Annotated in this window: 25 protein-coding genes and 1 pseudogene; 11 read left to right on the top strand and 15 right to left on the bottom strand. The window is 65.5% G+C overall.

Annotated features, from left to right (window positions below; translation table 11 throughout):
* Positions 1 to 49 precede the first annotated feature (49 nt).
* From lptM to AB5T46_RS00135, 9 genes are all read left to right on the top strand, one after another.
* A complete protein-coding gene (lptM, locus tag AB5T46_RS00095; RefSeq protein WP_370561708.1) occupies positions 50 to 328 on the top strand; it encodes an LPS translocon maturation chaperone LptM in 279 nt (92 codons plus the stop codon).
* Positions 329 to 332: 4 nt separating this feature from the next.
* Positions 333 to 1,193, top strand: coding sequence for a diaminopimelate epimerase (gene dapF, locus AB5T46_RS00100; protein WP_370562413.1), 861 nt, complete (start codon positions 333 to 335; stop codon positions 1,191 to 1,193).
* Positions 1,190 to 1,864 (top strand): DUF484 family protein, encoded by a 675-nt coding sequence (locus tag AB5T46_RS00105; protein ID WP_370561709.1) that lies wholly within the window; start codon positions 1,190 to 1,192, stop codon positions 1,862 to 1,864. Before dapF ends, AB5T46_RS00105 begins: the two co-directional genes overlap by 4 nt.
* A gap of 208 nt (positions 1,865 to 2,072) precedes the next feature.
* Positions 2,073 to 3,020 (top strand): tyrosine recombinase XerC, encoded by a 948-nt coding sequence (gene xerC, locus AB5T46_RS00110; protein WP_370561710.1) that lies wholly within the window; start codon positions 2,073 to 2,075, stop codon positions 3,018 to 3,020.
* Between the two features lie 158 nt (positions 3,021 to 3,178).
* The gene (gene hslV / locus AB5T46_RS00115; protein ID WP_370561711.1) at positions 3,179 to 3,730 is read left to right on the top strand and encodes an ATP-dependent protease subunit HslV; all 552 of its coding nucleotides are present in this window, start codon (positions 3,179 to 3,181) and stop codon (positions 3,728 to 3,730) included.
* A 118-nt stretch (positions 3,731 to 3,848) separates the two neighbouring features.
* Complete coding sequence (gene hslU / locus AB5T46_RS00120) at positions 3,849 to 5,228, top strand: ATP-dependent protease ATPase subunit HslU (protein WP_370561712.1); 1,380 nt, start codon at positions 3,849 to 3,851, stop codon at positions 5,226 to 5,228.
* A gap of 149 nt (positions 5,229 to 5,377) precedes the next feature.
* Complete coding sequence (locus AB5T46_RS00125) at positions 5,378 to 5,776, top strand: type II toxin-antitoxin system PemK/MazF family toxin (protein ID WP_370561713.1); 399 nt, start codon at positions 5,378 to 5,380, stop codon at positions 5,774 to 5,776.
* A 146-nt stretch (positions 5,777 to 5,922) separates the two neighbouring features.
* Positions 5,923 to 6,390 (top strand): AAC(3)-I family aminoglycoside N-acetyltransferase, encoded by a 468-nt coding sequence (locus tag AB5T46_RS00130; RefSeq protein ID WP_370561714.1) that lies wholly within the window; start codon positions 5,923 to 5,925, stop codon positions 6,388 to 6,390.
* A 210-nt stretch (positions 6,391 to 6,600) separates the two neighbouring features.
* Positions 6,601 to 6,993, top strand: coding sequence for a VOC family protein (locus AB5T46_RS00135; protein WP_370561715.1), 393 nt, complete (start codon positions 6,601 to 6,603; stop codon positions 6,991 to 6,993).
* Between the two features lie 126 nt (positions 6,994 to 7,119).
* Here the strand turns inward: AB5T46_RS00135 and AB5T46_RS00140 are convergent, their stop codons facing one another.
* The 12 genes and pseudogenes from AB5T46_RS00140 to AB5T46_RS00195 all read right to left on the bottom strand — a co-directional run bounded on the left by AB5T46_RS00140 (position 7,120) and on the right by AB5T46_RS00195 (position 21,604).
* Positions 7,120 to 7,251, bottom strand: coding sequence for a hypothetical protein (locus tag AB5T46_RS00140; RefSeq protein WP_370561716.1), 132 nt, complete (start codon positions 7,249 to 7,251; stop codon positions 7,120 to 7,122).
* Positions 7,252 to 7,421: 170 nt separating this feature from the next.
* Complete coding sequence (locus AB5T46_RS00145; RefSeq protein ID WP_370561717.1) at positions 7,422 to 9,011, bottom strand: hypothetical protein; 1,590 nt, start codon at positions 9,009 to 9,011, stop codon at positions 7,422 to 7,424.
* A gap of 434 nt (positions 9,012 to 9,445) precedes the next feature.
* A complete protein-coding gene (locus AB5T46_RS00150) occupies positions 9,446 to 9,754 on the bottom strand; it encodes an Imm27 family immunity protein (protein WP_370561718.1) in 309 nt (102 codons plus the stop codon).
* Positions 9,751 to 13,140 (bottom strand): polymorphic toxin type 10 domain-containing protein, encoded by a 3,390-nt coding sequence (locus AB5T46_RS00155; RefSeq protein ID WP_370561719.1) that lies wholly within the window; start codon positions 13,138 to 13,140, stop codon positions 9,751 to 9,753. The genes AB5T46_RS00150 and AB5T46_RS00155 overlap by 4 nt, the downstream gene beginning before the upstream one ends.
* A gap of 293 nt (positions 13,141 to 13,433) precedes the next feature.
* A pseudogene (locus tag AB5T46_RS00160) lies at positions 13,434 to 14,204 on the bottom strand (IS5 family transposase).
* A 32-nt stretch (positions 14,205 to 14,236) separates the two neighbouring features.
* The gene (locus tag AB5T46_RS00165; protein ID WP_370561721.1) at positions 14,237 to 17,008 is read right to left on the bottom strand and encodes a TonB-dependent receptor; all 2,772 of its coding nucleotides are present in this window, start codon (positions 17,006 to 17,008) and stop codon (positions 14,237 to 14,239) included.
* 307 nt (positions 17,009 to 17,315) lie between these two features.
* Positions 17,316 to 17,765 carry an OsmC family protein gene (locus AB5T46_RS00170; RefSeq protein WP_370561722.1) on the bottom strand — a complete coding sequence of 150 codons (450 nt, stop codon included), beginning with the start codon at positions 17,763 to 17,765 and terminating at the stop codon, positions 17,316 to 17,318.
* A gap of 70 nt (positions 17,766 to 17,835) precedes the next feature.
* The gene (locus tag AB5T46_RS00175; protein WP_370561723.1) at positions 17,836 to 18,894 is read right to left on the bottom strand and encodes a hypothetical protein; all 1,059 of its coding nucleotides are present in this window, start codon (positions 18,892 to 18,894) and stop codon (positions 17,836 to 17,838) included.
* A 39-nt stretch (positions 18,895 to 18,933) separates the two neighbouring features.
* Positions 18,934 to 19,653 (bottom strand): helix-turn-helix domain-containing protein, encoded by a 720-nt coding sequence (locus tag AB5T46_RS00180; RefSeq protein WP_370561724.1) that lies wholly within the window; start codon positions 19,651 to 19,653, stop codon positions 18,934 to 18,936.
* A gap of 85 nt (positions 19,654 to 19,738) precedes the next feature.
* The gene (locus AB5T46_RS00185) at positions 19,739 to 20,191 is read right to left on the bottom strand and encodes a nucleoside deaminase (RefSeq protein ID WP_370561725.1); all 453 of its coding nucleotides are present in this window, start codon (positions 20,189 to 20,191) and stop codon (positions 19,739 to 19,741) included.
* A complete protein-coding gene (locus AB5T46_RS00190) occupies positions 20,188 to 20,676 on the bottom strand; it encodes a GNAT family N-acetyltransferase (RefSeq protein WP_370561726.1) in 489 nt (162 codons plus the stop codon). Before AB5T46_RS00190 ends, AB5T46_RS00185 begins: the two co-directional genes overlap by 4 nt.
* A gap of 58 nt (positions 20,677 to 20,734) precedes the next feature.
* On the bottom strand, positions 20,735 to 21,604 hold the full coding sequence (locus tag AB5T46_RS00195) for a peptidoglycan-binding domain-containing protein (protein ID WP_370561727.1): 870 nt from the start codon (positions 21,602 to 21,604) through the stop codon (positions 20,735 to 20,737).
* Between the two features lie 338 nt (positions 21,605 to 21,942).
* On the opposite strand from AB5T46_RS00195, the gene ubiE reads away from it, so the two are divergent.
* Positions 21,943 to 22,701, top strand: coding sequence for a bifunctional demethylmenaquinone methyltransferase/2-methoxy-6-polyprenyl-1,4-benzoquinol methylase UbiE (ubiE, locus tag AB5T46_RS00200; protein WP_370561730.1), 759 nt, complete (start codon positions 21,943 to 21,945; stop codon positions 22,699 to 22,701).
* Between the two features lie 34 nt (positions 22,702 to 22,735).
* On the opposite strand, the gene AB5T46_RS00205 is transcribed toward ubiE, so the two are convergent.
* From AB5T46_RS00205 to AB5T46_RS00215, 3 genes are all read right to left on the bottom strand, one after another.
* Complete coding sequence (locus tag AB5T46_RS00205; RefSeq protein WP_370561731.1) at positions 22,736 to 23,077, bottom strand: DMT family transporter; 342 nt, start codon at positions 23,075 to 23,077, stop codon at positions 22,736 to 22,738.
* Between the two features lie 101 nt (positions 23,078 to 23,178).
* Positions 23,179 to 24,372, bottom strand: a complete 1,194-nt coding sequence (locus tag AB5T46_RS00210) for an MFS transporter (RefSeq protein WP_370561732.1) — start codon at positions 24,370 to 24,372, stop codon at positions 23,179 to 23,181.
* The gene (locus tag AB5T46_RS00215) at positions 24,369 to 25,109 is read right to left on the bottom strand and encodes an SDR family NAD(P)-dependent oxidoreductase (RefSeq protein WP_370561733.1); all 741 of its coding nucleotides are present in this window, start codon (positions 25,107 to 25,109) and stop codon (positions 24,369 to 24,371) included. Before AB5T46_RS00215 ends, AB5T46_RS00210 begins: the two co-directional genes overlap by 4 nt.
* Before the next feature lie 102 nt (positions 25,110 to 25,211).
* On the opposite strand from AB5T46_RS00215, the gene AB5T46_RS00220 reads away from it, so the two are divergent.
* On the top strand, positions 25,212 to 25,832 hold the full coding sequence (locus AB5T46_RS00220; RefSeq protein ID WP_370561735.1) for a TetR/AcrR family transcriptional regulator: 621 nt from the start codon (positions 25,212 to 25,214) through the stop codon (positions 25,830 to 25,832).
* Positions 25,833 to 25,838 lie beyond the last annotated feature (6 nt).

Consider the following 25,838-nt stretch of genomic DNA (forward strand, 5'->3'; position numbering starts at 1 on the left):
GACCGGCGCAAGCGTTTCTCCCCGCGACCGCTGCGGCTACACTGCGGGCATGAACGCACGTCGCCTTGCCATCGCCGTCCTCCTGCTGTTGTTGCTGCCGCTCGCCGCCTGCGGCAACAAGGGCGACCTGGTGCGCCCGCCGCCGGACGACATCGGAATCGAAGCCGTACCCGGCGACGAAGACGACGACGACAGCGACGCGCCGCCTCCCGTGGACGACGCCGGCGACGACGGCACCGCGCCCAGCGTGGACATGCTGCCGCCGCCCGACATCGACGACATCGAAGAAGACGACAGCGGCGACGACACCGACGGTGGCGGCGGCTGAGACCATGGGCGACGGCACGCCGCGGCCGGGTGCGGGCCTGCGTTTCAGCAAGATGCACGGCGCCGGCAACGATTTCGTGGTGCTGGACCTGCGCGACGGCGCACCGCCGCCCACGCCGGCGCTGTGCCGGGCGCTCGCCGACCGCCATACCGGCGTCGGCTGCGACCAGATCCTGGCGGTGGAGCCGGCGCGCAGGGCCGACTCGGTGGCCGGTTATCGGATCTTCAACGCCGACGGCTCCGTCGCACGCCAGTGCGGCAACGGCGCGCGCTGCATCGCCGCCTGGCTGCTGCGCGACGGCGCCGCGCAGGGCCCGCGTTTCATGCTCGACAGCCCGGCCGGCACCCACGCGGTCGAATGTCTCGACGGCGGCGATCTGCGCATCGCCATGGGCGTGCCCGACTTCGCCGCGGCATCGGTGCCGCTCGCCGGCTTCGACCCGGCGCAGGACGCCTACACCCTCGACGTCGACGGCGCGGCGGTGACGTTCGGCGTGGTGTCGATGGGTAACCCGCATGCGGTGGTCGAGGTCGATGCCGCCGACGATTCACCAGTCGCCGTCCTCGGCCCGGCGCTGCAGCGGCACGCCGCGTTTCCGGAATCGGTGAACGTCGGCTTCGCCGAGGTCGTCGCGCGCGACCGCGTCCGCCTGCGCGTGTACGAGCGCGGCGTCGGCGAGACCCTGGCCTGCGGCAGCGGCGCCTGCGCCGCCGCCGCGGTGCTGATGCGGCGCGGCCGTGTCGACCGCGAACTCGACGTCGTGCTGCCGGGTGGCACCCTGCGCCTGGCCTGGCAGCGCGACGCCGGCGAGATCACCATGGCCGGACCGGCCACATTCGTTTACGAAGGGGAGTGGATCGCATGAGCGAGACCATCGAGAAGATCGGCGCGCACGAGATCGCCGCCTGGCTGCGGCGCCATCCGAAGTTCCTGCAGCAGTTCCCGGACCTGGCGCTGAGCCTGGTGGTGCCGCGCGAGGACGGCCCGGCCGCGTCGCTGGCCAGCTACCAACTGGAAGTGCTGCGCGACAAGAACCGCGAGCTTTCGCGGCGGCTGCAGGACCTGTACGCCGTGTCGCAGGAGAACGAGCGCCTCGCGGTGCGCACGCACCAGCTCACCCTGGCGCTGATGCGGCAGGCCGACGCCGCCGGCACCGTGCGCGCGATGGCGGCGTCGCTGGCCGAGGACTTCAACGGCGACCTGGTGCGGATCGTGCTGTTCGCGCCGGTGCCGGGCCTGGACGATGCCGAGTGGCTGCAGGTCGTCGCCCGCGACGACCGCCTGCTGCAACCGTTCGCCGATTGCCTGAAGAGCGACGAGCCGCTGTGCGGCCGCCTGCATCCGGACAAGCAGGCATTGCTGTACGGCGTCCGCGTCGACGAGGTGCAGTCGAGCGCGCTGCTGCCGCTGGAGGGCAACGGCCTGGTGGCCGTCGGCAGCCGCGAGCCGAACCGCTTCTATCCCGGCATGGGCACGCTGTTCCTGCGCATGATGGGCGAGGCGTTCGCCGTCGCCCTCAAGCGGTTCGACGCCTGACAGGCCGAACGGGCCGTCATCCCGGCGAATGCCGAGATCCGGTCTGCGGCCCGCCCGGCAGCCACGAAGCCACCCGGAACCCCATGACTCCCGCCGCCGCCAGCAACCGCGACCCCACCACGGCCCCCAGTGCCGTCGTCCCGGCGCAGGCCGGGACCCAGGCCCGCGACCCCGCCGCCCGGCACTCATCGAATCACCGCAACGCCCGATGACCCCCGCTGTCCCCCGCGACCGCCGACCCGATACCGCGCCCGCCCCCGCGGTAGGCGACTACCTTCGCCATCTCGAAGTCGAAAAACGCATGTCCGCCCACACCCTCGACGCCTACCGCCGCGACCTGCGCGCGCTGGCCGAGTGGGCCGATCAGTACGGGACCGATGACATCGTGCAACTCGACAACGCCCGCCTGCGCGACTTCGTCGCCGCCGAGTACCGCCGCGGCCTGTCGTCGAAGAGCCTGCAGCGGCGCCTTTCGGCCTGCCGCAGCTTCTATCGCTGGCTGCTGCGCCATGGCCGCATCCAGGCCGATCCGAGCGCCGGCATCCGCGCGCCGAAGGGCGCGCGCAAGCTGCCGCAGGTGCTCGACCCGGACGAGGCCAAGGCGCTGGTCGAAGTGCCCACCGACGTCCCACTCGGCCTGCGCGACCGCGCCATCCTGGAACTGTTCTATTCCTCCGGCCTGCGCCTGTCCGAACTGTGCGCGCTGCGCTGGCGCGACCTGCAGCTCGACGATGGCCTGGTGACCGTGCTCGGCAAGGGCAGCAAGCAGCGCAGCGTGCCGGTCGGCTCGCACGCGCGCCGCGCCCTGGCCGAATGGCGCGCCGAGACCGGCGCCGCAGCCGATGCGCCGGTGTTCCCCGGCCGCGGCGGCAAGCCGATCACGCCGCGCGCGGTGCAGTTGCGCCTGCGCCTGCTGGCGCAGCGCCAGGGCCTGTTCAAGCGCGTGCATCCACACCTGCTGCGGCATTCCTTCGCCAGCCACGTGCTCGAATCCTCCGGCGACCTGCGCGGCGTGCAGGAACTGCTCGGCCACGCCGACATCGCCACCACCCAGATCTACACGCACCTGGACTTCCAGCACCTGGCCAAGGTCTACGATGACGCCCATCCGCGTGCGCGGCGCCGCCGTGCCAAGGAACCCGGCGATTCCGACTAGGCGGCCGCCCCGCTGCTTTTCGTAGGAGCGCGCCACGCGCGCGATACCCCCGAACCCGAAGCCGCGCCGAAACACGATCCCAGGCATATCCCGCTCCCGCCGCCCCTTGCCTCGGCCCGTCTCCATCCCCACACAAGGGATTCGACCCCGGAGGCCGCATGGATCCCAGCCGCAACCCCGACGTGTTCCACGCCACCACCATCGTCTCGGTGCGCCGCGGCGACCGCGTCGCCATCGCCGGTGACGGCCAGGTGACGCTCGGCAACACCGTGATGAAGGCCAACGCCCGCAAGGTGCGCCGGCTCGGCAAGGACGGCCAGGTGCTGGCCGGTTTCGCCGGCGCCGCCGCCGACGCCTTCACCCTGTTCGAACTGTTCGAGTCCAAGCTGGAGAAGCACGGCCAGCTGCTGCGCGCCGCGGTCGAGTTCGCCAAGGATTGGCGCACCGAACGCCGCTTCGGCAAGCTCGAGGCGCTGCTCGCCGTCGCCGACCGGGAGACCTCGTTGATCATCAGCGGCACCGGCGACCTGATCGAGCCCGAGGACGGCCTGGTCGCGATCGGTTCCGGCGGCCCCTATGCGCTGTCCGCCGCGCGCGCGTTGCATGCGCACACCGAGCTCGATGCCAAGGCCATCGCCGTCGAGGCCCTCAAGATCGCCGGCGACGTGTGCATCTATACCAACCGCAACGTGGTGGTTGAAGAGCTTTGAGCGGGGAATCGGGAATGGGGAATCGAGAATCGTAGAAGCGATTCCGCAACGCCGAACCCGGACCTCCTGATCCCACCTGCCGCTTTACCCATTCCCCATTCCCGATTCCCTATTCCCCATGAGCGAAGCGAATTCCACCATGACCCCGCGCGAGATCGTGCAGGAGCTCGATCACCACATCATCGGCCAGCAGCAGGCCAAGCGCGCGGTGGCGATCGCGTTGCGCAACCGCTGGCGCCGCATGCAGCTCGACGACGACCTGCGCAACGAGGTGATGCCGAAGAACATCCTGATGATCGGCCCCACCGGCGTGGGCAAGACCGAGATCGCCCGCCGCCTGGCCACCCTGGCCAACGCGCCGTTCGTCAAGGTCGAGGCCACCCGCTTCACCGAGGTCGGCTACGTCGGCAAGGACGTCGAACAGATCGTCCGCGACCTGGCCGACACGGCGGTCAAGCTGTACCGCGAGCAGGCCAAGCAGCGCGTGCGCACCCGCGCCGAGGAGCGCGCCGAGGACCGCATCCTCGACGCCCTGCTGCCGCGCCGCAGCACCGGCATCGGCTTCGATCCGCAGGCGATCCGCGACGAGCCCTCCGCCGTGCAGGGCGCGCTTGGCGAAGGCAGCGAGACCCGGCAGAAGCTGCGCCGCCAGCTGCGCGCCGGCGAACTGGACGAGCGCGAGATCGAACTCGAGCTCAGCATGAAGGTGGGCGTCGACATCATGGCCCCGCCCGGCATGGAAGAGATGGGCCAGCAGCTGCGGCAGATGTTCTCCAGCCTCTCCGGCGGCAAGACCCAGACCCGCAAGCTCACCATCAAGGCCGCGCGCCCGCAGCTGGTCGAGGAGGAGGCCGGTAAGCTGATCAACGAGGACGAGGTGCGCGACGCAGCGATCGAGGCCTGCGAACAGCACGGCATCGTCTTCATCGACGAGATCGACAAGGTCGCCAAGCGCGGCGAATCAGGCATGACTGGCGGCGACGTCAGCCGCGAGGGCGTGCAGCGCGACCTCCTGCCGCTGGTGGAAGGCTCCACCGTCAGCACCAAGTACGGCTCGGTCAAGACCGACCACATCCTGTTCATCGCCTCCGGCGCCTTCCACGTCGCCAAGCCCAGCGACCTGATCCCGGAACTGCAGGGCCGTTTCCCGATCCGCGTGGAACTGGCGGCGCTGACCAAGGAGGACTTCGTCCGCATCCTCACCGAGCCGCGCGCCGCGCTCACCACCCAGTACGTCGAGCTGATGAAGACCGAGGGCGTGGAGCTGCGCTTCGAGGCCGAGGCGGTCGACCGCCTCGCCGAGATCGCCGCCCAGGTCAACGAGCGCCAGGAAAACATCGGCGCCCGCCGCCTGCACACCGTGCTTGAGCGCCTGCTCGACACCCTCAGCTTCGAGGCCCCCGACAGGAGCGGCAGCGTGACCATCGACCGCGCCTATGTCGATGAGCACCTGGGCGAGCTGGTGGAGGATCCGGACCTGAGCCGCTATATCCTCTGACCCCCAACGCGCATCGCCCGAACAAGAAAATGCCGTGCCCATGGACGTGGCGCTGTGGCGCTATCGCAGCATGACTGGCATGCAAGCCGAAGCAATTTCGCCGATCGGCTCAACTCAAGCGTTGGGTCGCTGATGCGATCGGATTCGTAATGGACAGAGAAGCGAAAGAGCAGGCGATACGGCACGGGTTTCCGATCAACCGGGGCGACATCTTCTGGGTTGCGCCCGACGAGTCGAAAGGCGCCATACCAGGTTCGCCACACCCTCACGTCATCGTGCAGGACGACGTCTTCAACCGCTCCAGGATCGCCTCCGTCGTCGTTTGCGCGCTGACCTCGAACCTCAACCGCGCATCGGAGCCCGGCGGCGTTCTGCTGGATCCGGGTGAAGGCGGTCTGGGCAGGCAAAGCGTCGTGATGGCCTCTCAGATCTCATCGATCTACAAGATTCGCCTGGGTGATCGCATCGGATCGCTCTCCGGCCAGCGTGTCGATCAGATCGTTGCTGCGCTACGCTTCCTTCAGGCATCGTATTTCCGTGGCCGCTAGACGGCGGCGCGGCAGTCCGTCGAACCGAACCGCATCAGGATGCACTCGTCGGTTCTGCAATCGACTGGCTCGCCACGCGCCGGGTGGCCCAGGAATCCACTCGGGATCGGATCAGTTCACGGGTCGGGCGGAAGAGGATATTTGCAATGACCCCATCCAAAGTGCGTCGGCTGGCGCCAAATGACGTCGAACTGATGCGCTCGATGCTGCACATGCTCGGAGTGGCATTCGACGATGTGCCGACCTATTCGGACCACCAGCCGGATTCGGACTACCTTGCGCAACTGTTGGCGAATCCCGGCTTTGTCGCCGTTGCGGCCCTGGACCGGAACAAGCCCGTGGGAGGACTCGCTGCCTACGTGCTGCCGAAGTTCGAGCAGGCCCGCAAGGAAATCTACATCTACGACCTGGCCGTGGCGGAAACGCATCGCCGCTGTGGAATCGCGACCGCGTTGATCAACGAGCTCAAGCGCATTGCTTCGGAAATCGGCGCCTACGTCATCTACGTGCAGGCCGACTACGGCGACGATCCTGCCGTGGCGCTGTATACCAAGATGGGGGTGCGGGAGGATGTCATGCACTTCGACATCGAGCCGGAACCGCCGCCGGGCTGAAGCGCTCCGGCCGATCTTTGATTCGTGCCATCACCGGTCATACAGCAGGCAACCAGGTGGCGCACGCCTCTTCTGTGGGAGTGGTGGCGGCAGGCCGCCACCACTCCCACAAGGGGCGGTCCATGACGGCGAACCAGCGACGGTTCGCAACCCGCTGCCCCGTGGGCTTGGCTTGGTGCTATTTTTTCGGAGTCCACTGGGAGTTGTTCAGTGAAGCAAAACATCGGTCTCGTCTCGATCGTGGTCCGCGACTATGACGAGGCGCTGGAGTTCTTCGTAGGCAAGCTCGGGTTTCGGCTGGTCGAGGACAGCTTCGTTCCCGAGCAGTCCAAGCGATGGGTCGTCGTGTCGCCGCCCGGCGCAACCGGAAGCGGACTGCTGCTGGCGCGGGCGTCTAGCCCGGAGCAGGAGGCCCGCATCGGCGCACAGACCGGTGGTCGGGTGTTCCTCTTCCTGTACACGGACGACTTCTGGCGCGACTACGAGGCCTACCGATCCAGGGGCATCGTGTTCGTCCGCGAGCCGAAGGAGGAGGCATACGGCACCGTCGCCGTGTTCCTCGACCTGTACGGCAACCTGTGGGACCTGCTGCAGCCCACGTGATCGTGCGCCGGAAAAGGGCGGTCGACGGGATCGATGGATCGCTGCCGGAGCCTCGGGAACATCCGTCGGTCCCGCCGCGCATGGCGGCGGGACCGGCAGGGAGTGCGGCGCAGGACGCGCGTTGGCCTAGAGGAAGGTGTAGCGCACCCCGAGGGTGAAGTACCGGCCCATCGCGCCGCTGAAGTCCAGCGGATTGTAGTTGAGCGCACCGTAGGTGGTCGGATCCAGCGGGGCGACGCGGTCGGTGACGTTCTGCACCGAGCCGAACAGTTCGAACGCTTCGGTGGATGCTCTTCAGCTGCACGAAAACCGCGCTCAGAATAGCGAAGTCCCGCAGTTGCAGTACGCCCTGCGGCAGCAAAATCACTATGCGTCCAGACTCTAGCAAGTTCTTCAGGGGCGACTAATTCCTCAATAAATTTTCTCAATCAGGGAACTGTCTCGCTGTACTTTTTCCTAGAGATGGGACGAGCAAACGAATCAAACGTCAATACAGCCTCCGAGAAGAGCATGCCACTGCGCGCGATTGATGATTTCTTCTTCGGTGCTATGCGCCCCTCGAAATAATGCTCGCTATGCAAGCTCCCACCGATCCGCTTTGGATACGCAGTTTGTTCATGCGGATCATATTGGTATTCGATTGTTTCTTCGTTTACCACAGCGCCTGACGAAGAAAGCGTGCGCTTCTTTAGCAGGAGTCCTTCGTTACTTCTTATTTCTGTTCCACTCAAGCGCTCAATCAACGTGCCAAAAAGGTAAAGGTCGGTCGTGCCGTCAGGATGTGCAACCGTTGAAGTCCAGCCACTGCTGCCGCCAGGCCGCCTGATTGTATAATTAGTAGTTTGCGACAGAAGACCAGGTCCCATCAAAGTTCGAGACGAAATTGCCCATGTATCAAAAAAAGATGTATAGCTACCCGGCGGCGGATAACACTGATCTCCGCCCCGGCGTATCCGATAATGATCAAATGTATAGGAGGCCTTTGCTCCACTAGGATGTGTGATTGTGTACGTAAACGGGCCATTCCAGAATCCAGGTGGCGGATCACAGACGTCATAAATATCTGGATTATTTACGGCAACGTAATTAACGCGAAATTCCTTTAAGTTTCCATTTTTTTCATAGCGCCAAGAGGAGCCGTCCGGCAATTTGACTTCTAGAAGATCACCGGTTGTTGAATTATAATCATAGCGCCATACACGGCCGCTGGAAGTCGCCGTTACAATCTTCTCGCCTGCATAATTAAGTGTAATCGACCTTCCGTCGCTCGAGACAATAGACGTGACTTTGTTTCCGCTGAACTCATAGTTCACAAAGTTTCCAAAGCGGTCTTCGATTCTTGTTGCCAGCAAAAAAACAAGTTTCCTCTGACGGGTTGGATTATGGCTGAGCGTACTTCCGTCATTGATAGGTGCAGCACTACGCTCGATCGCCCAATTAAAAAAGTACTTTGTTCCCGAAGGAGTAATCGCAACAAATGCTTCCCCAGGGTAACCGTTTTCTGTGGAGTTAAGGCAGCGAAGACGAATATTGCTCTTAGTGACCCACGGATAAGATTGGCCGTCGTTAGGTGATCCGTATGCTCCCGGCATGGCTGAAAGCAACTTTTCTTCACCCATGCCCGGAATGTGAAGATCGTAACCCATCCACACTTTATTCCAAACGACCGTATCGAGAGCGCCGACAAAGGGCCGCCGGACAGTGCTGCACCGCTTCAATCGATGGGGATCAGAAGAGTTACCGACAACCCAGCCTTCCATTTTATCGAACGTGCCGGATATATACGGAATTTCAATATCCCAATCATGAAATCCCTGAATTGCGAATGGAGTTAGATCCCCAACGGATCCTTCTTTATCGCGGACGATAAATCTTCGCCCGAGAGTCACGGGAAGACCTGAATTCCCTTTTACCTCAATATCGTTTACCACGAACTCCGTGGATCCAGTGAAGAGCGATATTTGATCACCGAAGGCGCTCCCGTCGAGAGGGTTTTGTCTACTTGTGGCGGCGATCACCTCTGAGTACTCTTGAAACGGGTGCCGAGTTTGACTGCTCGCCGTAGCTACACAAAGGCAGCACAGAGCCCATGCGGCCAGGAATCGCTCAAATTTCAAACTTGACCTGCCTTGCAGCTCACTGCGTGAGACGCCGGACTTTGCGATCGAAAGTAAACAAAAGGCCATAACGTTCTCCAAGCATTTGTTCGTTGCGCAGCGCCATATATTGCAGATATTTTTGCGTGAACTTTTACTAAAATGAACATCGCTGCCAGTACAACTAATATCAGGATTCCCGTTAGACTTGTAAAAAAATTGACTAGAGTTCACTCATGTCTAGACCGAGAATCGCATCTCATCCAACGTACCTCGTACTGGCAGACAACCAGATCCGCTACACCGCCTTCTTGTTCATCCCAGCGCAAAGCAGCGCACCGCGACCTTCTTAAGGTTTAGGGTGGAGGCCGAAGTGATTTAGTAATAGCTAGGCCGTATTTTTCTTCTGCTTCACCGTATGTTAGACAGCGGAGTTGGGGAGGCCCTCCACCGTGTAGCTCACTCTCTGGGTAAATTAACTCCCATAATCTCGCGTCCTGAGGGTCCCTATATAGTGCATCCCATCCACTTGGGTCTCTTCCTATTTCATGCAGATAGTTTCTGATGAGCTCATTAATTCGTTTGCAAGTGTCGTCGCCAACTAATTGCCCTTTATGCTCAATCCAGCGCCCTGTGATTAACGTTTCGTTTGGGGAAATTTTCATGGCACCGTCCGCACTGTAGCGTTAGGTGGGATTGGCATATTCGGCAGAACGAATTCACGTGCGCCGCCGGCAGTCCTTCCACCGCCTAAAAATCCTGGGTTAGTTCTGAAAACAGGTGATGCAACACCAGACTGAGGCGTCTGAAATTCGAAGATCCTGAATCCTGTTGGGCTCGATTCAATTGTTAGTCGATTAGCAATTTGTGATGCATTCATTCCCGAAATGTCATCTGCAGCAGTCACAAAAACATCAGGTGCGCCAGGCCTACCCAATGTATTCGCTGGAACTCCTTCTGGAATAACGCGAGCCATTGTCGCGGGAACCGGATTCGCAATACCCGCAGCACCGCCCCTCACCGAATTTGTTAGCGATCCGACGCCCCGCACAGCGGTGCCGGCTACTGAAAATTCAGCTGGAGTGACTGCAGATTGGACAGCACCGCTTCCTGTGGGCGCTACATAACTTGCATCGGTTCCGGTAAGCAGGGATACCGTAAGATCACCTTCAGCCATTAGATAGGACTGCGTGAGCTGCGGGTCATCCGTCCCAATTCTGGCGGCGAGCGGAATGGTTTGCCGTCCGTCCGGATCTGTGAACTTGTATGGATTGTTATTGGCATACCAGTACCGATTGAAGTTTGCTCCGTTACCGGTGTTCACCCCCACCGGATCTACGCTGAGGAACCGTCCGATCACCGGATCGTAATAGCGCTGCTGCATGTACGTCAGCCCGGTCGCGGCATCCTGCACGTGTCCGGTATACGCCGGCCGATCATGGTTGGGCCGGTTGCTCAGCGCCCCATAGGGCTCGTATTCGCTGTAGATGACGCTGCCACGCGAATGGCTGCTCCGGGCGACCACGCTGCCCAGTGCGTCGGTGTGCTGGTACTGGGTCACGACCGAGCCGGTGTCGCGGTTGTGGGAGCGGATCGCGATCAGGCGGCCGCCCAGGTGGATGTACTGTTCGTTGGTATTGGTGCCGCGGACGTTGCGTGCGAACATCAGCGTGCCGTCGCGGCTGTACTGGGTGTACTTGGTGCCGCCCACGTAATCGCGCACTCGGCGCCCGTGGCCATCGTACACATAGCTGCTGACCGTACCGCCCTGGTTGGCGCTGCGCAGCCGGTTGCCGAAGTCGAAGTCGTAGCTGGCCCCAGCGCGGCTGGTGATGTTGCCCTGCAGGTCGTAGCCCAGGCTGCTCACCGTGGCCCCGCCCGTGGTGTTGACGATGCGGCTGAGCCGGTTCCGTGCATCGTACTCGTAGGTGTGGTCGCGTGCCGGGCGCATGGCCGTGGATCCCACCTTGATCCGGCGCAGGTTGTCCAGCACGTCATAGGTGTAGAGCGCCGTCCCGAACGTCAACGTCGACGAATCCACCCGGGTCAGCCGGTCGAGTCCGTCGTAGACCATGTCGCGATTGCCGCGTTGACCGGTGCGGGCATCACTGATGGCGGCCACGTTGCCATTGCCATCGTAGTCGTAGCTCTCGTCGACGGGCAAGACCGGGTTGGTCGCTCCGCTGTAAGCATCGCGAATACGCTCGGGCAGGCCTCTGCTGTTCGGCGTCATCGTGTGAACAACGCCATTGCCGTACGTGAACTGCTTGATCGCCCCGTTGGGGTGGTAGCTCACGTTGGTCGCCCACGCACCGGCCTTGGTGGGCTGGCCCAGCGCATTGGGCGCGTAGGCCACCGTCACGCCGCCCGGATAGGCGTGCGAGGCCAGGTGTCCATTGGCGCTGTAGCCATAGCCGATGCCGTAGCTGATGTTGTTCCAGTCCATCGACTCGCCGGTCAGCAGCCGGCGCTTGTTGTAAATGTAGTTGTTATAGACCAGACCGCTGCCGACATTGTCGACAAGCACCTGCGCCAATAGGCCGTCCGGGGTGTAGCTGTAGCTCGTATTGCCCAGGTTGTCCGGGTAGATCACGGACGTGAGGCGATTGCGCTTGTCGTAGCTCCGGTCCACGCGCCGGCCGGACGACCAGGCCTGGGTCTTGGCGTTGCGGCAGCTGATTCCGCTGGGGAGCGTCAGCCCCGCCGCGGTTTGGACCAGCAAGTCGGCCCCGTTGAAGCCGTAGACCGTCGAACCGGTCTCCGGCTCGGTAACGATGCAGAGCCGCCCTGCGCCGCCGTAGACATAGCGCCGAGCCACGCTGACGCTGCCGTCCGCGGTGCGCCGGGTGATGTAGAGAGGTTTGCCGAACGCGTCGCGTCCGAAGTAGGTATAGGCCCCTTCCGGCTGAATGATTCGGGTGATGAAGTCAGTCGTGGGCTGATCCCAAGCCAAGTAGCGGTAATGCGTTTGATTGCCCCGTGGATCCGTGACGCGAGTCTGAAAGCCGGCGAGATACTCTGTCGTCGTTTTCAAGAGCCCTAGTTCGCTGCTTTGCGTCACCAACGTCTGCCGGCCCAGCGCGTCATACACGGTCCTGGTACCTGCAGTCGGGTTGTAGCTCGCGCTGGGATAGGAAGCAAAGGTAACTCGGCCCTCATGGTCGTAGGCATAGCGGATGAATCGTTCCGTCGCGGCAATTTTGGTGTTGTCGTATTCGCGCACGACCAGTGGCCGCCATAGCGCATCGAAGTACGTCACCTTGCGGCTGTCGCCATTTGCAATGATTTGCCGCCAATGACCAGCCGCAATCCCATAGACGCCTGTTGCTGACTTCGCGAAACTGATTGTCGTTGGGTTCCACGCAACCGTATCGCTCGTCGGATAGGTGATCCGGCTCAGCCGGCCCATGGGGTCGTAGGCGTAGTTGGTCGCGAATCCGTTCTCGTCGGTGACGCGAGTAATCCAGCCGGAGGCATTGACCACTGCCGACTGCGACGTTCCATCCGCATAGGTGATCGCGCGCGGAATGCCGCGGTACCAGCTGCCAAGCGTGGTGGTGTTGTTGCCGCCGTCGACGACCGTCCTGACCGTTCCGCGCTGGCCGCTGGCCAGCGAGGCGTTCGTGTCGTAGGTCAGCGTTTGCTTGAGCAGGGTGAAGCTGTAGAACCTGGTCGGCAGCGCATAGGTGGCGTCATAGTCGGTCTGCGAGGCGACGATGCCGTTGACCGTCAGCTTGGCGGGCTGACCCAGGACCCATTTGCCGAGGTTGTCGTGATACTCGATATTTTCTGTCTTGGTGTACGTCTGCCCTTGAACAGACAAAGGCAGTAGCAGACTGCATACCAGCAATAACGAATTCCGGATTGCGGACCAAGACATGGTTAACCCCTTCGCCACAGGTGACCGAACCTGGGTCGCCCGGTTGCAGCTAAAAAGTGATAAACGCGCAGGACCAAGCTGCTCGTTCATGAGACGAATCGATTCGACATTTCGATGTTCCCCTTTCTCTTCCGGCCCGATGCGGCCCGGCTCCCTGAGTTCCCCGGCCATCCGATCGATGGCCGCAACCCTTGCATGGGTTCCTTCTATCAGCTTTCCTGCGCGGCGACAACGTTCGCTCGCGGAACGATTTTCCCGGCGTCGCCTCAGGACTTGAGCTTTCAACGGGCGCGGAAGATCCGCCACATTTCGGTGGCGGAGCCGCGCTTTGTGCACCTGTGGCGCCTGCGCGATGGCGCATGTCAGATCCCACGTTGCTGTTGGAGCACGGGAGATGCCCGCCGGCCCCGCTTGGTAGTGACGGGAGCGGCGGGCGGATCGCGGGCTGCGCAACGCGTACCGGCCTAGGGCCTGTTAACACTAAAGCAAGCCTCTGCGATCAGCGCAAGGTGTATGAAGGCGACGAACATCAGATCGAGCTTGTCGAATCGACTGAAGATCCGGCGAAGCCCTTCAGTCGCCGAAACAACCGTTCGACGTGGTTACGCTTCTTGTAGACCTCGCGATCGTATTCCCAGGGCTGCAGCCGCTGCGGATTGGGTGGCACTACTGGGTTAAACCCCAGTTCCAGCGCTAATTGTCGCGTGTCATCTCCCTGATAGGCGCAGTCCATGATCAGATGACAGGGATCCTTGGGCCGCGCCAGCGTGCGCATCAGCGCTCGACCGGAGGGGCCGTCCCCGGCTTGGCCCGGACTCAGGGAGAAGGCGAGGACACGGCGATCATCCGCGGCAGCCAAATGAATTTTGGTGGTCCAATCACCTCGGGATCGGCCAATGGCTTGTGCGCCGTTTTTTTCGTGCGCCGGTGCCGTCGGGGTGCACCTTGACCAAGGTGCTGTCCAGACTGATCGATTCCAACCGAATCCTGACCAGTTGCTCGGCCTGCATCCGCGCGAACACCCGATCAAGCACGCCAGCCTTGGCCCAGCGATTCAGGCGCGTATAGATCGTGTGCCAGTTGCCGAAGCGTTCGGGCAATGCATGCCATTTGCAGCCGTTCTCAGCCACATACAGCATGGCATTGAGCAATTGTAGATTCTCGAGCGAGACGCGGCCGCGCTGCCGTGGCAGACAATCTTCGATGCGGCGGAATTGCGCAGGAGTCAGTTCCATGCGCCTAGTATATCAATTAGTGTTAACAGGCCCTAGAGGAAGGTGTAGCGCATTCCCAGCGTGAAGTATCGGCCCATGGCGCCGCTGAAGTCCAGCGGGTTGTAGTTGAGCGCACCGTAGGTGGTCGGATCGAGTGGCGCGACCCGGTCGGTGACGTTCTGCACCGAGCCGAACAGTTCGAACGCTTCGGTCGCCCGCCAGCTGCCGGACAGGTCGACGGTGTAGAACGATGGGATCTCGCAGTCGCCGGGGGCGTCGCTGCCATCGGCAAAAGTTGATGCGCAGCGCTCGTCGCTCTCCTCGAACACGTTGTCCATCTCGCCACGGTAGTTGACCACGCTGCTGAGGCTGAAATCGTTGATGTCCCAGGTGGCGCCGAAGTTGATTCGATCCTTGGGCGTGCCAATGCAGTTGGTAACGTTGCAGTCGCCGTGAGTGCCGGCCCATTGCGAGACCGTGCCGTCACTGTCGCGCTCGTAGGAGTTGATCCGGCTCCACTGCAGGTCCAGCGCCAAGGTCCCGGCGTTGCCGAGGTCGAACGACTGGCGCACATCCAGGTCGAGGCCGCGCACAGTGGTGGCGCTGGCATTGATGTAGTTGGTGAAAACGGCGAGGAGGGTGCCACTGCCGGGGAAGCCCGGGACTTCATCGTCGTCGCGGATGAAGTCGCCGAGACGCAATGCCTCCTCGAGGCTCCGGGTGGTGATCTCGTTCTCGCGCTCAATCTGCCAGGCGTCCAGCGTCAGGGTCGTGGTCTGCGTCGGTTGCAGTACCAGGCCCACCGTGTAGCTCTTGGATTCTTCCGGCTCCAGGTCCGGGTTCGGGCGGTTGATGAAAGCCACGCCGGGCGGGCAGTTGGAAGGCCTCGGTTCGATGCTGCATCGCACCGGGTCGTTGGCGGTCGCGAAGCCGACCGACGAACCCGCGGTCTCGGCTGGATTCGGCGCACGGAAGCCTTCCGCGTACGTGCCGCGCAGCGCGATCCAGTCGATCGGCGTCCACTTGACGCCGAACTTCGGCGTGAATGCGGTGTCGCCGTCCCTGTAGTCATCCATGCGCAGAGCGCCTGACAGTTCCAGGGTGTCGTGCACCGGCGCCAGCAGCTCGACATAGGCGGCGGTGACGGTCTCGTCGCCGTCGTAGGCGGAATAGCCCAGGCCGATGATCTCGCTCTGGTCGGTGAAGGTGACCGGGGTGAGCATCGCCGTCTGGCGTCGCCATTCGGCGCCGACCGCCAGCCCCAGGGCGCCACCGGGTAGGTCCATCAGGCTACGCGAAGCCTTGATGTCGAATGCATCGAGCTTGGTCTCCGCGTTGGCGCGGATCGTGGGCGAGATGAAGTCGTACAGCGCCTGCGAGTTTTCGCCGGCATTCGCACCCAGCCGCCACCAGCCGACCGGGCTGTCGGGATCGGTCAGCACGGTCTGCACCGCGCTGTAGCGCAGATAGCCCCTGCGCTCGCTTTCCAGGTCGGTCTCCGAATGCAGGTAGCCGACATCGTAATCCCATTCGCCTAGGTAGCCCCGCACGCCGACCAGGAAGCGCACGAACTGGTTGTCGACGCTGTTCCGGCGCGATCCCACGTCGAACGCGGCATAGCGCAGGCGCGCGTCCACGCCGAACGGGTTGTCTGGGTGCTCGGCGCCGATCACGGTCGCCTGCTCGCCGCTGCTGGCGTTGATCGCGCCGCCCTCCGGCGATGCCCAGGCGCCGGACACGCCCGACGGCGTGTTGTGGAACGAGCTCTTCTTGCGCCCGTAGCCGAACTCCGTGTAGATCTCGGAGGTGTCGCTGAGGGCGAAGGTGCCGCGCGAGAAGAAGTTGATGTACTCCTGCTCCGGCTGCAGGCTGCGGATCTGGGCCGTATCCCACATGCAGCCGCCGTTCGGATCGTCCTGCGGCGTCACGCTCGAGAACAGTGCGCAGGATTCGGGAGAGGGGTCGAGGGACGCCCACCCGTCCGGGCCTTCGGCGTTGCCGACCGGGGAGTTGGTGCCGGTTCCGCCGTCGGGAATGAAACCGGTGATGCCGCCGAAATCCTGGATGTCATAGCCCCAGGGACGGATGTCGCCGGTGCCGATCCATTTGCGGCCGCGCCGGTCGCGCGCGAAGATCTCGTCGCTCTTGGACGCCTCGACGCTGAAGAAGAAGTTGTAGCCATTCTCCGCCAGGTCGCCCGTGCCCCAGGTCACCGAAGCCTTGCGCTCGTCGCCGTCGCCCTCCTCGGACATGCCGTAGGAGCCGGTGAGCACCGTCCCGGTGAAGTCCCGGCGCAGGATCACGTTGACCACGCCGGCGATGGCGTCGGAGCCGTAGATGGACGACGCGCCGTCCTTCAGCACCTCGACCCGCTCCACCGCTTCCAGCGGAATGATGCTGAGATCGGTGAACACCTTTTGGCCGTCGTCGGCCAGGCCGTAGGGCGCGATGCGGCGGCCGTTGATCAGCACCAGCGTGGATCCGGCGCCCAGCCCGCGCATCGAGATGCCTGAAGCGCCCGATGCGAAGCCGGCGCCGAAGCTCTTGGGGACCGAACCGGAACCATCGACGGTCAGCGTCTGCAGGTATTCGCCGAGGGTGCGTTCGCCGCTACGGTCGATGTCCTCCCGCTGGATCAACTGCACCGGCGAGGCGGTTTCGGTGTCGGTGCGCAGGATGCGCGAGCCGGTCACCTCGATGCGTCCGAGGGTGGTGGCGTCCGGCTCGGTGGCCGGGGGTTCCTGCGCCAGTACGGCGGGCGCGGTGCCGGCGAGGGCGGTGGCAAGCAGCGAATGCCGAATGGCACGGCAGAGAGCGTGAGTCATGAAAGGGAGCCTCCTCGACAATCCGGACCCCCCAATCCAGAAAAAGAATGAACAGCCAACGGGTCTGAAACCGACCGACAAACCTCTTCAAGCAAACCGCCATCAACATCGCAGCCGGTTGGTGAAGAGCGCGTCGATAGACCGGCCGGGCAGCGGGCGCGCCGCGCTGCTCGACATGGTCTTTCGCATCATTTGTTCCCGACCGCCAGCACAGCTGCCGGTCGCGCCTGCGGCCCATTCATTGCCGTCCGTCGACGACGCGAGGCAGACGCCCTGGACGACGCCGGCCGACGGTTCCCCCGTGGATTCAGAGCGGAACGATCTCGACCTCGGTCTTCACCGAGTTGGCGATGAAGCAGTGCTCGTGCGCCTGGGCGTGCAGGCGCGCCAAGGCGTCGGCGTCCGGCGCGGCGCCGTCGGCGAAGACGATCGTCGGGCGCAGCGTCACGCGGGTGACGGCCAGCCGGCCGTCGGCGTTCTTCTCCAGGATGCCGGCGGCGTCGTCCTCATAGCGGTCCACGGTCCAGCCCTTCCTGGCCGCGATCGCCAGCAGCGTGAGCATGTGGCACGACGAGAGCGCCGCGACCAGCGCCTCCTCCGGGTCCACGGCCTGTTCGCTGCCCAGGTAGCCGGGCGCGGCGGAGGCGGCGATGCGCTGGCCGCCGTCGAATTCCCAGGTGTGATCGCGTGGGTAGCGCTGATATTCGAACGGCGTGTCGCCGCGGGTCCAGCGGATCGAGGCGCGGTGCTCGGACATGGCAGTTCCGGCGTGGTGGGGACGCGACATGGTACCGCCGCAGGCCGTCGTGCCGTGGTCGCAGTTCGGATCAGTGCGTCGCGCCGCCTTCCCGGCGCGCGCTGTCCTCGAGCAGCAGTTCCCGGGCGGTGGCCTGCAGGTGCGCCAGCGGCGCCTGGTCCGGTTCCGCATCCAGTTTCGCGCGCAGGTGTTCGACCACCCGCTTGTTGGCATAGGTGTGCGGCGAGTCGGGATCGTCGCTCTGCGCGGTGATGAAGCCGCGCAGGCGCTTGGCGCTCACCGCATCGGCCTGCGCCAGCTCCACCAGCTTGGCGCGGTATTCGAGTTCCCACGGCTCCAGGCCGGGGAAGCGGTTCTGGTCGGCGAAATGCTGGGCTTCGTGGCCGAGGAACACCACGCGGAACTTCTCCGCCTCCAGGTCGCCGTAGACGGGAACGATGGCGAACAGCTTCTCCGCGGTGGCCCAGCCGCCGTTGGAGCCATGATCGCAGCGGCCGTACGCCGACCAGCCGAGTGCGACGAAGTCATCGAGCAGTTCCACCTTGACGCGCTGCTCGCCCTCGGGCAACGGGACGTCGAATTCGCGTGTGCCCTGCGTACGCCACAGCATCAGTTCGCGCAACGGCGGGGTCCGCCCCATCTGCGCGTGATAGCGGCGTTCGCCCAGTGCCGCCGTCAGCTGCGTTTCCGTCGCATCGAAGTCGCCGCTGCGGTCATGCGCGATGCCGGCCTGCGCCATCATGTTGTGCAGGCGCGCCAGCAACTGTTCGTCCAGCGCGGCGCGCTGTCGCGGCGTCGCCAGCGCGTGCCACCAGTAGTCCTGATAGGCAGCGAGCACGTTGCGCACGAAAGGATCGTCGATGCCGTCGGCCAGGAACGGCGGCCGCGCGCGGTCCAGGCGCCCGAGCATGCAGGCGCGCTGGTCGCGTTGCGGGCCGCGGAAGCCGTCCGGCGCGGCGGTTGAAAGAACGGCGATCGCGCGTCTCGCGTCGCCCTGGAGAATGGCGCTGTTGGCGGCGTCGATGGCGTCGCGCGCGTATGGTTCGCTTTGCGCCGGTTCGACGGCCGGAGCCATGCAGGCGGCGAAGCACAGGCCGAGGCCGGACAGGGGCAGCAGGGATCGCATCATCGGGTCTCCGTCTCGACAGGGCGGCGGACCGGGGAAGCGTCACGCCGCGTACGGGGCCGATTGCAACAGGGACGCGCCGGCCGCGTCTTGAACGGATTTGAGCTGGCGCCGCAGCCGCGCCGGCGGTACGCCGGTGCGGGCGCGGAAGGCCCGCGTCATATGGCTCTGGTCGGCATAGCCGGCGGCACCCGCCACCGCGGCCAGCGGTTCGTCGCCCGTCAGCGCCGCCAGTGCGCGCCGCCAGCGCAGTTCGCCGCGAAGCGCCTGTGGCGACAGCCCGTGGCTGCGCGCGAAGCTGCGGCTGGCATGCGCGAACGACACGCCCAGATCGGCGGCGATGCGGCCGACCGGGAGATCGCTGCGCACCAGCGATTCGAGAAAGGGGCGCTGCCAATCCCGCAGCGGCCGCAGCGGCAGCGGGCTGGAGGCGTCCAGCAGCTCGGCGATGCGTGCCGGTGCGCGCGACAGCACTTCGCGCGCCTCGCGCGCATCATGGGTGCGCAGTACGCGGAGGTCGTGCACGTCCGCATCGGGCAGGGTCACGTTGAGGACACGGGCGCCATGGCGCCCGAAGCGGTTGCCGTGCGCGTGCCACGGCGGATGCACCACCAGCGTGCCCGGTTCGCAGTCCCAGGCGCCGTCGGCGCTGGCCTCGACGTGGCTGCCGTCGACCACCAGCGCGACATAGGCCGCGCGATGCCGGTGCATCGCCAGGCTGGCGGTGCGTTCGTGACGGGTCTCGTGGGAGGCATCGCACATGCTGCGATCATCCTCCCGGCGCCGGCCTGTGCGCCATCCTCCGGAAGTCATGGCTCCGAACGCACGACGTGCGGCATGCGCGGCGTCAATCCTCGCCGATATCCTCGTTCCACACCTCGGGATGCGCGGCGATCCAGTCGCCGAGCATGCGGATGCAGGCGTCGTCGTTGAGGTCGACCATCTCGATCCCGTGCTCGCGCAGCCAATCCGTGCCGCCCTGGAAGTTGACCGACTCGCCCACCACCACCATGCCGATGCCGAACTGCCGCACCAGGCCGCTGCAGTACCAGCACGGGGCGAGGGTAGTGACCATGACGGTGTCGCGATAGCTGCGCTGCCGGCCGGCCTTGCGGAAGGCGTCGGTCTCGCCATGCACCGACGGGTCGCCTTCCTGCACGCGGCGGTTGTGGCCGCGGCCGAGCAGGCGGCCATCGCGGTGGAACAGGGCGGCGCCGATCGGGATGCCGCCCTCGGCCAGGCCCTGGCGGGCCTCGGCGACGGCGATCTCGAGCATGGCGGCGTAGTCGGGTGCGTTCATGTGCCGGATTCTCCATCGGCGCGGCGCAGCATGTCGATGTGCGGAATGCCGTCTTCCAGGTACGGCTCGGAGGCGGCCACGAAGCCGTGCCGGCCGTAGTAGGTGCGCAGGTGCGCCTGCGCGCCGATCCGGACGTCCGTGCCCGGCCAGTGCCGGTCGATCTCGCGCAGGGCCTCGCGCAGCAGCGGATCGCCCAGGCCGCGGCCGCGGAAGGCCGCGGCCGTCACGACGCGGCCGAAGCTGACCTGCGGGTAGGCCAGCCCCGGCGGCAGGACCCGCAGGTACGCCGCCAGCGCGTCGTCCGCGGCCAGCCCCAGCAGGTGCAGGGTGTTGGGGTGGCGGTCCCGGTCGTCCGGGTCGAGATAGACGCAGTTCTGTTCGACCACGAACACCTCGGCGCGCAGCCTGAGCACTGCATACAGCATGTCGAGGTCGAGTTCGCGGAAGCGCCGGACCTGCCAGCGGATGGGAGACGACGTGTCCATGCCGGACATGATGCCAGCCCGCGGGGCATCGTTCCTGCCGATGGAGTGGGAGCAGGGCTCAGAACATCAATTGGATACTGAGGTTCTGCTGGAAGATCCCCTTGGATGTGTGTTCGCCGGCTTCAAAGACATGATTGCTCTTCAATGCGCCATCGGCCGATAGCGACAGGCTCGGGCCTTGGCCGCCGATGTTGTCGAGCAGCTTAAGCTTGAGGCTTGCGCCACCTCCGAGGTTGAGATCGCGGTAGTTCCCTTGCTTCATTCCGGATCCGACGGAAAAGTAGGGCGCCAGTTCCAGGCGGCCGCCTTTATCCAATTTGAAGGGCATCTTGATTTTGCCGCTGAGCTGGTACTGGTTCGGGCCGGGCGTGCTGGCCGCAACCTCGAGCTTGAGCGGATCGGGCAGCAGGACGGGCCAGGGGATTTTCGGGCTGAGCGTGAGCTTCACCGTGTGCTTGAATTCCGTCTTGGACTGGCCGCCGAGGACGAACTTGTTTTCGATTTCGAAGCCCGCGCTCACGACCGCGCGCGTCTGCGGGACGGGCTGTTTGGGTGGGCTGGCACTCGGCCCCGCCGGCCCGAGCTGCCTCATGCCAGGAGCGCCGAACGGGGCCAAGCGCGGGCCGAGGCCGGCGGGTATCCGGCCCCGGAAAAATGCCTGGTGAGCCTCGATCTTGTAGGGGACCAGCAGGGCTTCGACGACGCCACCGTGCGCGCGATAGAGCATGCCGATCGTCACCGGTCCGGCGATGCCGTCGGCGTGAATCTGCGCCAGGCGCTGGAACTCGCGAAGGCGTGCATCGGTGAGCGGGCCGAAGATTCCGTCGGGAACCAATGGCGTGGCCGGTGCGCGGACGTGGAAGTTCAGTGCGGCCTGAAGCTCGGTGACATCAAGGCCTGTATTTCCCTTGGACAGCAGTCTTCCCATCTCGGTGCTCCTCCGATCATGCTGGCCGGCCCGACGCTTGATTCTGACTGTGCCAGGAGCGGCATCGTCCTGAACAGGTGAAAAGTAAACATGCCGTTCCGGCAGTCGCCCCATCCGGCCCAGAAAACCTCTCAGACAGATCGAACGAAAGCCGTTGGAAAATCCGGACGTGGCCTTGACGTTCGCGCCGGTTCCATACGCACGTCGGCCGATCGGCGGATGTCGAGGGTGGTACCGGCCGAGGATCAATCCTCGCCGATGTCCTCATTCCAGACCTCCGGATGGGCAGCGATGAAGTCGCCGCGCATCCGGTCCGGAGGATCGGCGATAATCGCCCCATGAGCGCATCCGACAAGCCCGGCACCACCCACTTCGGCTTCCGCGAAGTGCCGGCCGCCGAGAAGCAGAAGCTGGTCGGCGAGGTGTTCTCGTCGGTCGCCGGCAACTACGACCTGATGAACGACCTGATGAGCCTGGGCATCCATCGGGTGTGGAAGCGCTATTTCGTCGCCACCGCGCAGGTCAAGCGCGGCGACCGCGTGCTCGACCTCGCCGGCGGCACCGGCGACATCGCCGCGTTGCTGCGCGAGCGCGTGGGCGACGGCGGCGCGCTGGTGCTCGGCGACATCAACGGCGCCATGCTGCGGGTCGGCCGCGACCGCATGACCGACCGCGGCCACGTGCGCGGGTTCGAGTACGTGCAGTGCAACGCCGAAACGCTGCCGTTCCCGGATTCCAGCTTCGACCTGGTCACGATCGCCTTCGGCCTGCGCAACGTCACCGACAAGGACGCGGCGCTGCGCGAGATGCATCGCGTGCTCAAGGTCGGCGGGCAAGCGCGGGTGCTGGAATTCTCGCGGGTGAAGGCGGACTGGTTCCGGCCGCTGTACGATTTCCACTCCTTCCAGGTGCTGCCGCGGCTGGGCAAGCTGTTCGCCAGGGATGCCGACAGCTACCAATACCTCGCCGAATCGATCCGCAAGCATCCGCCGCAGGAAGAGTTGAAGGCGATGATGGAAGGTGCCGGATTCGAGCGCTGCCGCTACCGCAACCTCTCCGGCGGCATCGTCGCCATCCACGACGGCTACCGGGTCTGACGCGTGGCGCGTCCGGCGGCCCCACCGCCTGCGCTTACGACTCGATGAACCTGAGGCCGATCACGCCGATCAGGATCAGCAGCAGGCAGCCCAGCCGCGCCGGCGACGCGCTCTCGCCGAGCGCGAGGATGCCGACCGCGGCCACGCCGAGCGCGCCGATGCCCACCCACACCGCGTAGGCGGAGCCGGCCGGCAGGTCCTTCAGCGCCAGGGTGAGCAGGGCGAAGCTGATCGCCGCGGTCGTCAGGCCGAGCACGCTGGGCCAGAGCCGGGAGAATCCGTCGCTCTGCTTGAGGGCGATCGCCCAGACGATCTCGAGCAGGCCGGCGACGATCAGCAGGATCCAGGCGAGCGTGGTTGTCGATGGCGTGTGCATGGGTCAGGTCACAGTTTGGGTCGGGATGAAGCCGTCACAGGATGGCACGGGCGATGACCAGGGCGCCTGGCGCCGCAGGGCACGGCGGACCGTCAGATGTTTCATCCGGATGCCGCCGAGCGCAGCGCAGCGGCCACGGCGAGCGCGCAGAGCGCCAGCGCGGTACCCGCGAATCCGATCGCGCCGATGCCGAACTGCGCGATCGTCCAGCCGCCCGCGATCGCACCGCCGGCGATGCCGAGATTGCACGCCGAGAGGTTGAGCGCGGCGGCGAAGGCCGGTGCCGTCGGCGCCGCGAGCATCGTCCGCACCTGGCACAGCAGCAGCACGGCCGCCTGTGCCATGCCCCAGACGGCCAGCAGCGGTGCGAACAGCAGCGGATTGCCGCCCGTCAGCGAAAGTCCGGCCAGGATCGGCGCCAGCAGCAGCGCCGCGCCGATGCTGGCGGTGACCGGCCCGCGTTCGGCCAGGCGTCCGGCGATCCAGTTGCCGGCGATGCCCATCGTGCCGAAGGCCATCAGGGCTGCGGCGGTGCCGGCGCTGCCGTAGCCGGCCACCGCCTCCAGCCAGGCCGCCAGGTAGGTGTAGGCCGCGAACGTCGCCGCGGTCAGGCACGCCGACAGCAGCAGATGGGCCTGGAACCGGCCACGCCGCAGGATCGCGGCCTGGATCCGGACCGGGCCCGGCGTGGAGGCACCCAGCCGCGGAAATGCCGCGGCCAGCCATGCCGCCGCCGCGGCCGCGGCCAGCGCGAGCACGCCGAAGCTCGCCCGCCAGTCGACGCGATCGGCCAGCAGTACGCCCGCCGGTATCGCCAGGGCGAGCGCCGCCACCACGCCGATGTAGACGCGCGCCACGGCGCGGCCTGCCTGGCCCGGGCCGGCCAGCCGGGCGGCCGCCGCGCTGCCGACGCTGATCAGCACCGGCAGGCTCGCCCCCTCGACCACGCGGACCGCGAGGACGAGCGGATAGCCCGGCAGCAATGCGATCAACAGATTGCCCGCGGCGAAGCACAGCAGCACCGCGACCAGCACGCGATGCGGCGCCAGCCGGGCGACCAACAGCGTCAGCGGCGCCCCGAACAGTGCCGCGGACAGCGCGAAGCCCGACACCAGCGCACCGGCTGAGGCGATCGGCACGCCGAGATCGCGCGCCATGCCCGGCAGCAGCCCCACCACGAGGAATTCCGTGGACACCACCACCGCGGTGGCGAAGGCGAGCATCGCGGCCACGCCGGTGCGCGATGCGGATGCCGCGATCGCCGATGTCGCCTGCGACCGCGGCACCGCGTTCACGCGCTGAACCCGCCGTCGACCGAGATCGCCGCGCCGGTGACGAAGCGCCCGCCTTCGCCGGCCAGGTGCGCGACCATCGCCGCGACGTCGTCCGCGCTCCCGAAGTGCCCCAACGGCAGCCCCTGCCGTTGCGCGTCGGCGGCATCGGCATCGGCGGGATTCATGTCGGTGTCGACCGGGCCGGGGTGGACGACGTTGACGGTGATTCCGCGCGCACCGAGATCCTGCGCCAGGCCCTTGCTCAGCCCCGTCAGTGCCGCCTTGCTGGCGGCGTACACGGTCATGTTGGGACCGCCGGTGCGTTCGGCCAGGCAGCTGCCGATGTTGATGATGCGCCCGCCCTCGCGCATGTGGCGCGCGGCCGCCTGCGCGGCGACGAAGGCGGCGCGCACGTGGATCGCCATGGCGCGGTCGAAGGTCTCCAGCGCGACCGCTTCCAGCGGCTCGTACGGGAAGATGCCGGCGTTGTTGACCAGGATGTCGATCCGGCCGAGTCCGGCCACGGTGCGCTCCACCGCGGCGGCCACCGCCTGCGGATCGGCGCTGTCGGCGGCGATCGCCAGCGCCCGGCGTCCACCCGCCTCGATCGCCGCGGCGACCGCGCCCGCGCGCTCGGCCGAACTGACGTAGGTCAGCGCGACATCGGCGCCTTCGCGCGCCAGCCGCCTGGCGATCGCCGCGCCGATGCCGCGGCTGCCGCCGGTCACCAGTGCGGTCTTGCCGGTCAATTGCGTCATGTTGCATCCTTTGTGTACCGAATGGTAGTTAAATAATGCCTGCTTGAATCCGCGCGTCAAGGGATTTATGTTCAATTCGGTATGAAAAAGAACGTTCCATCCATGGGCGCCCGTGGCCGACCACGCGGCTTCGACCGCGACGCCGCGCTGCGCGCGGCGATGCACGTGTTCTGGGAGCGCGGCTACGACGGCGCCTCGATCGGCGAGCTGACCGCGGCGATGGGCATCAACCGCCCGAGCCTGTACGCCGCCTTCGGCGACAAGGAAGCGCTGTTCGCCGAGGCCATGACGCGCTACGAGCAGGAAGAGAACGCCACCGCCCGGGCCCTGCGCGAGCAGCCGACGGCGCGCGCGGCGGTGGAGGCGATGCTGCGCGACAACGCCGATGCCTACTGCAATCCGGCCACGCCGCCGGGCTGCCTGGTGGTGACCGCCGCGGTCGGCTGCGCACCCGAACACGCCGCCGTGCGCGCCCGCCTCGCCGCCAGCCAGCGCGCGGTGTCCGAAGCGCTGCTGCGCCGGCTGCGGCGCGCGGTCGGCGCGGGCGAACTGCCGCGGAATGCCGATGTCGGCGCGCTCGCCGGCTACTACGACGCGCTGCTGCAGGGACTGTCGCTGCAGGCGCGCGCGGGTGCGTCGCGGCGGCGCCTGCAGCGGATCATCGACCACGCGATGCATGCTTGGGACGCCGCGGCGGACCCGTGCCCATGCCCGGAACGGTAAACTCGC

It is taken from the genome of Luteimonas salinilitoris, assembly GCF_041300785.1.
Classification (GTDB): domain Bacteria; phylum Pseudomonadota; class Gammaproteobacteria; order Xanthomonadales; family Xanthomonadaceae; genus Luteimonas; species Luteimonas salinilitoris.

Bases quoted from the DNA above. Each gene is read 5' to 3' on its own strand.
- lptM (WP_370561708.1), top strand. From the start codon at position 50: ATGAACGCACGTCGCCTTGCCATCGCCGTCCTCCTGCTGTTGTTGCTG.
- dapF (WP_370562413.1), top strand. From the start codon at position 333: ATGGGCGACGGCACGCCGCGGCCGGGTGCGGGCCTGCGTTTCAGCAAG.
- AB5T46_RS00105 (WP_370561709.1), top strand. From the start codon at position 1,190: ATGAGCGAGACCATCGAGAAGATCGGCGCGCACGAGATCGCCGCCTGG.
- xerC (WP_370561710.1), top strand. From the start codon at position 2,073: ATGACCCCCGCTGTCCCCCGCGACCGCCGACCCGATACCGCGCCCGCC.
- hslV (WP_370561711.1), top strand. From the start codon at position 3,179: ATGGATCCCAGCCGCAACCCCGACGTGTTCCACGCCACCACCATCGTC.
- hslU (WP_370561712.1), top strand. From the start codon at position 3,849: ATGAGCGAAGCGAATTCCACCATGACCCCGCGCGAGATCGTGCAGGAG.
- AB5T46_RS00125 (WP_370561713.1), top strand. From the start codon at position 5,378: ATGGACAGAGAAGCGAAAGAGCAGGCGATACGGCACGGGTTTCCGATC.
- AB5T46_RS00130 (WP_370561714.1), top strand. From the start codon at position 5,923: ATGACCCCATCCAAAGTGCGTCGGCTGGCGCCAAATGACGTCGAACTG.
- AB5T46_RS00150 (WP_370561718.1), bottom strand. From the start codon at position 9,754: ATGAAAATTTCCCCAAACGAAACGTTAATCACAGGGCGCTGGATTGAG.
- AB5T46_RS00155 (WP_370561719.1), bottom strand. From the start codon at position 13,140: ATGGCCGGGGAACTCAGGGAGCCGGGCCGCATCGGGCCGGAAGAGAAA.
- AB5T46_RS00165 (WP_370561721.1), bottom strand. From the start codon at position 17,008: ATGACTCACGCTCTCTGCCGTGCCATTCGGCATTCGCTGCTTGCCACC.
- AB5T46_RS00170 (WP_370561722.1), bottom strand. From the start codon at position 17,765: ATGTCCGAGCACCGCGCCTCGATCCGCTGGACCCGCGGCGACACGCCG.
- AB5T46_RS00175 (WP_370561723.1), bottom strand. From the start codon at position 18,894: ATGATGCGATCCCTGCTGCCCCTGTCCGGCCTCGGCCTGTGCTTCGCC.
- AB5T46_RS00180 (WP_370561724.1), bottom strand. From the start codon at position 19,653: ATGTGCGATGCCTCCCACGAGACCCGTCACGAACGCACCGCCAGCCTG.
- AB5T46_RS00185 (WP_370561725.1), bottom strand. From the start codon at position 20,191: ATGAACGCACCCGACTACGCCGCCATGCTCGAGATCGCCGTCGCCGAG.
- AB5T46_RS00190 (WP_370561726.1), bottom strand. From the start codon at position 20,676: ATGGACACGTCGTCTCCCATCCGCTGGCAGGTCCGGCGCTTCCGCGAA.
- AB5T46_RS00195 (WP_370561727.1), bottom strand. From the start codon at position 21,604: ATGGGAAGACTGCTGTCCAAGGGAAATACAGGCCTTGATGTCACCGAG.
- ubiE (WP_370561730.1), top strand. From the start codon at position 21,943: ATGAGCGCATCCGACAAGCCCGGCACCACCCACTTCGGCTTCCGCGAA.
- AB5T46_RS00205 (WP_370561731.1), bottom strand. From the start codon at position 23,077: ATGCACACGCCATCGACAACCACGCTCGCCTGGATCCTGCTGATCGTC.
- AB5T46_RS00215 (WP_370561733.1), bottom strand. From the start codon at position 25,109: ATGACGCAATTGACCGGCAAGACCGCACTGGTGACCGGCGGCAGCCGC.
- AB5T46_RS00220 (WP_370561735.1), top strand. From the start codon at position 25,212: ATGGGCGCCCGTGGCCGACCACGCGGCTTCGACCGCGACGCCGCGCTG.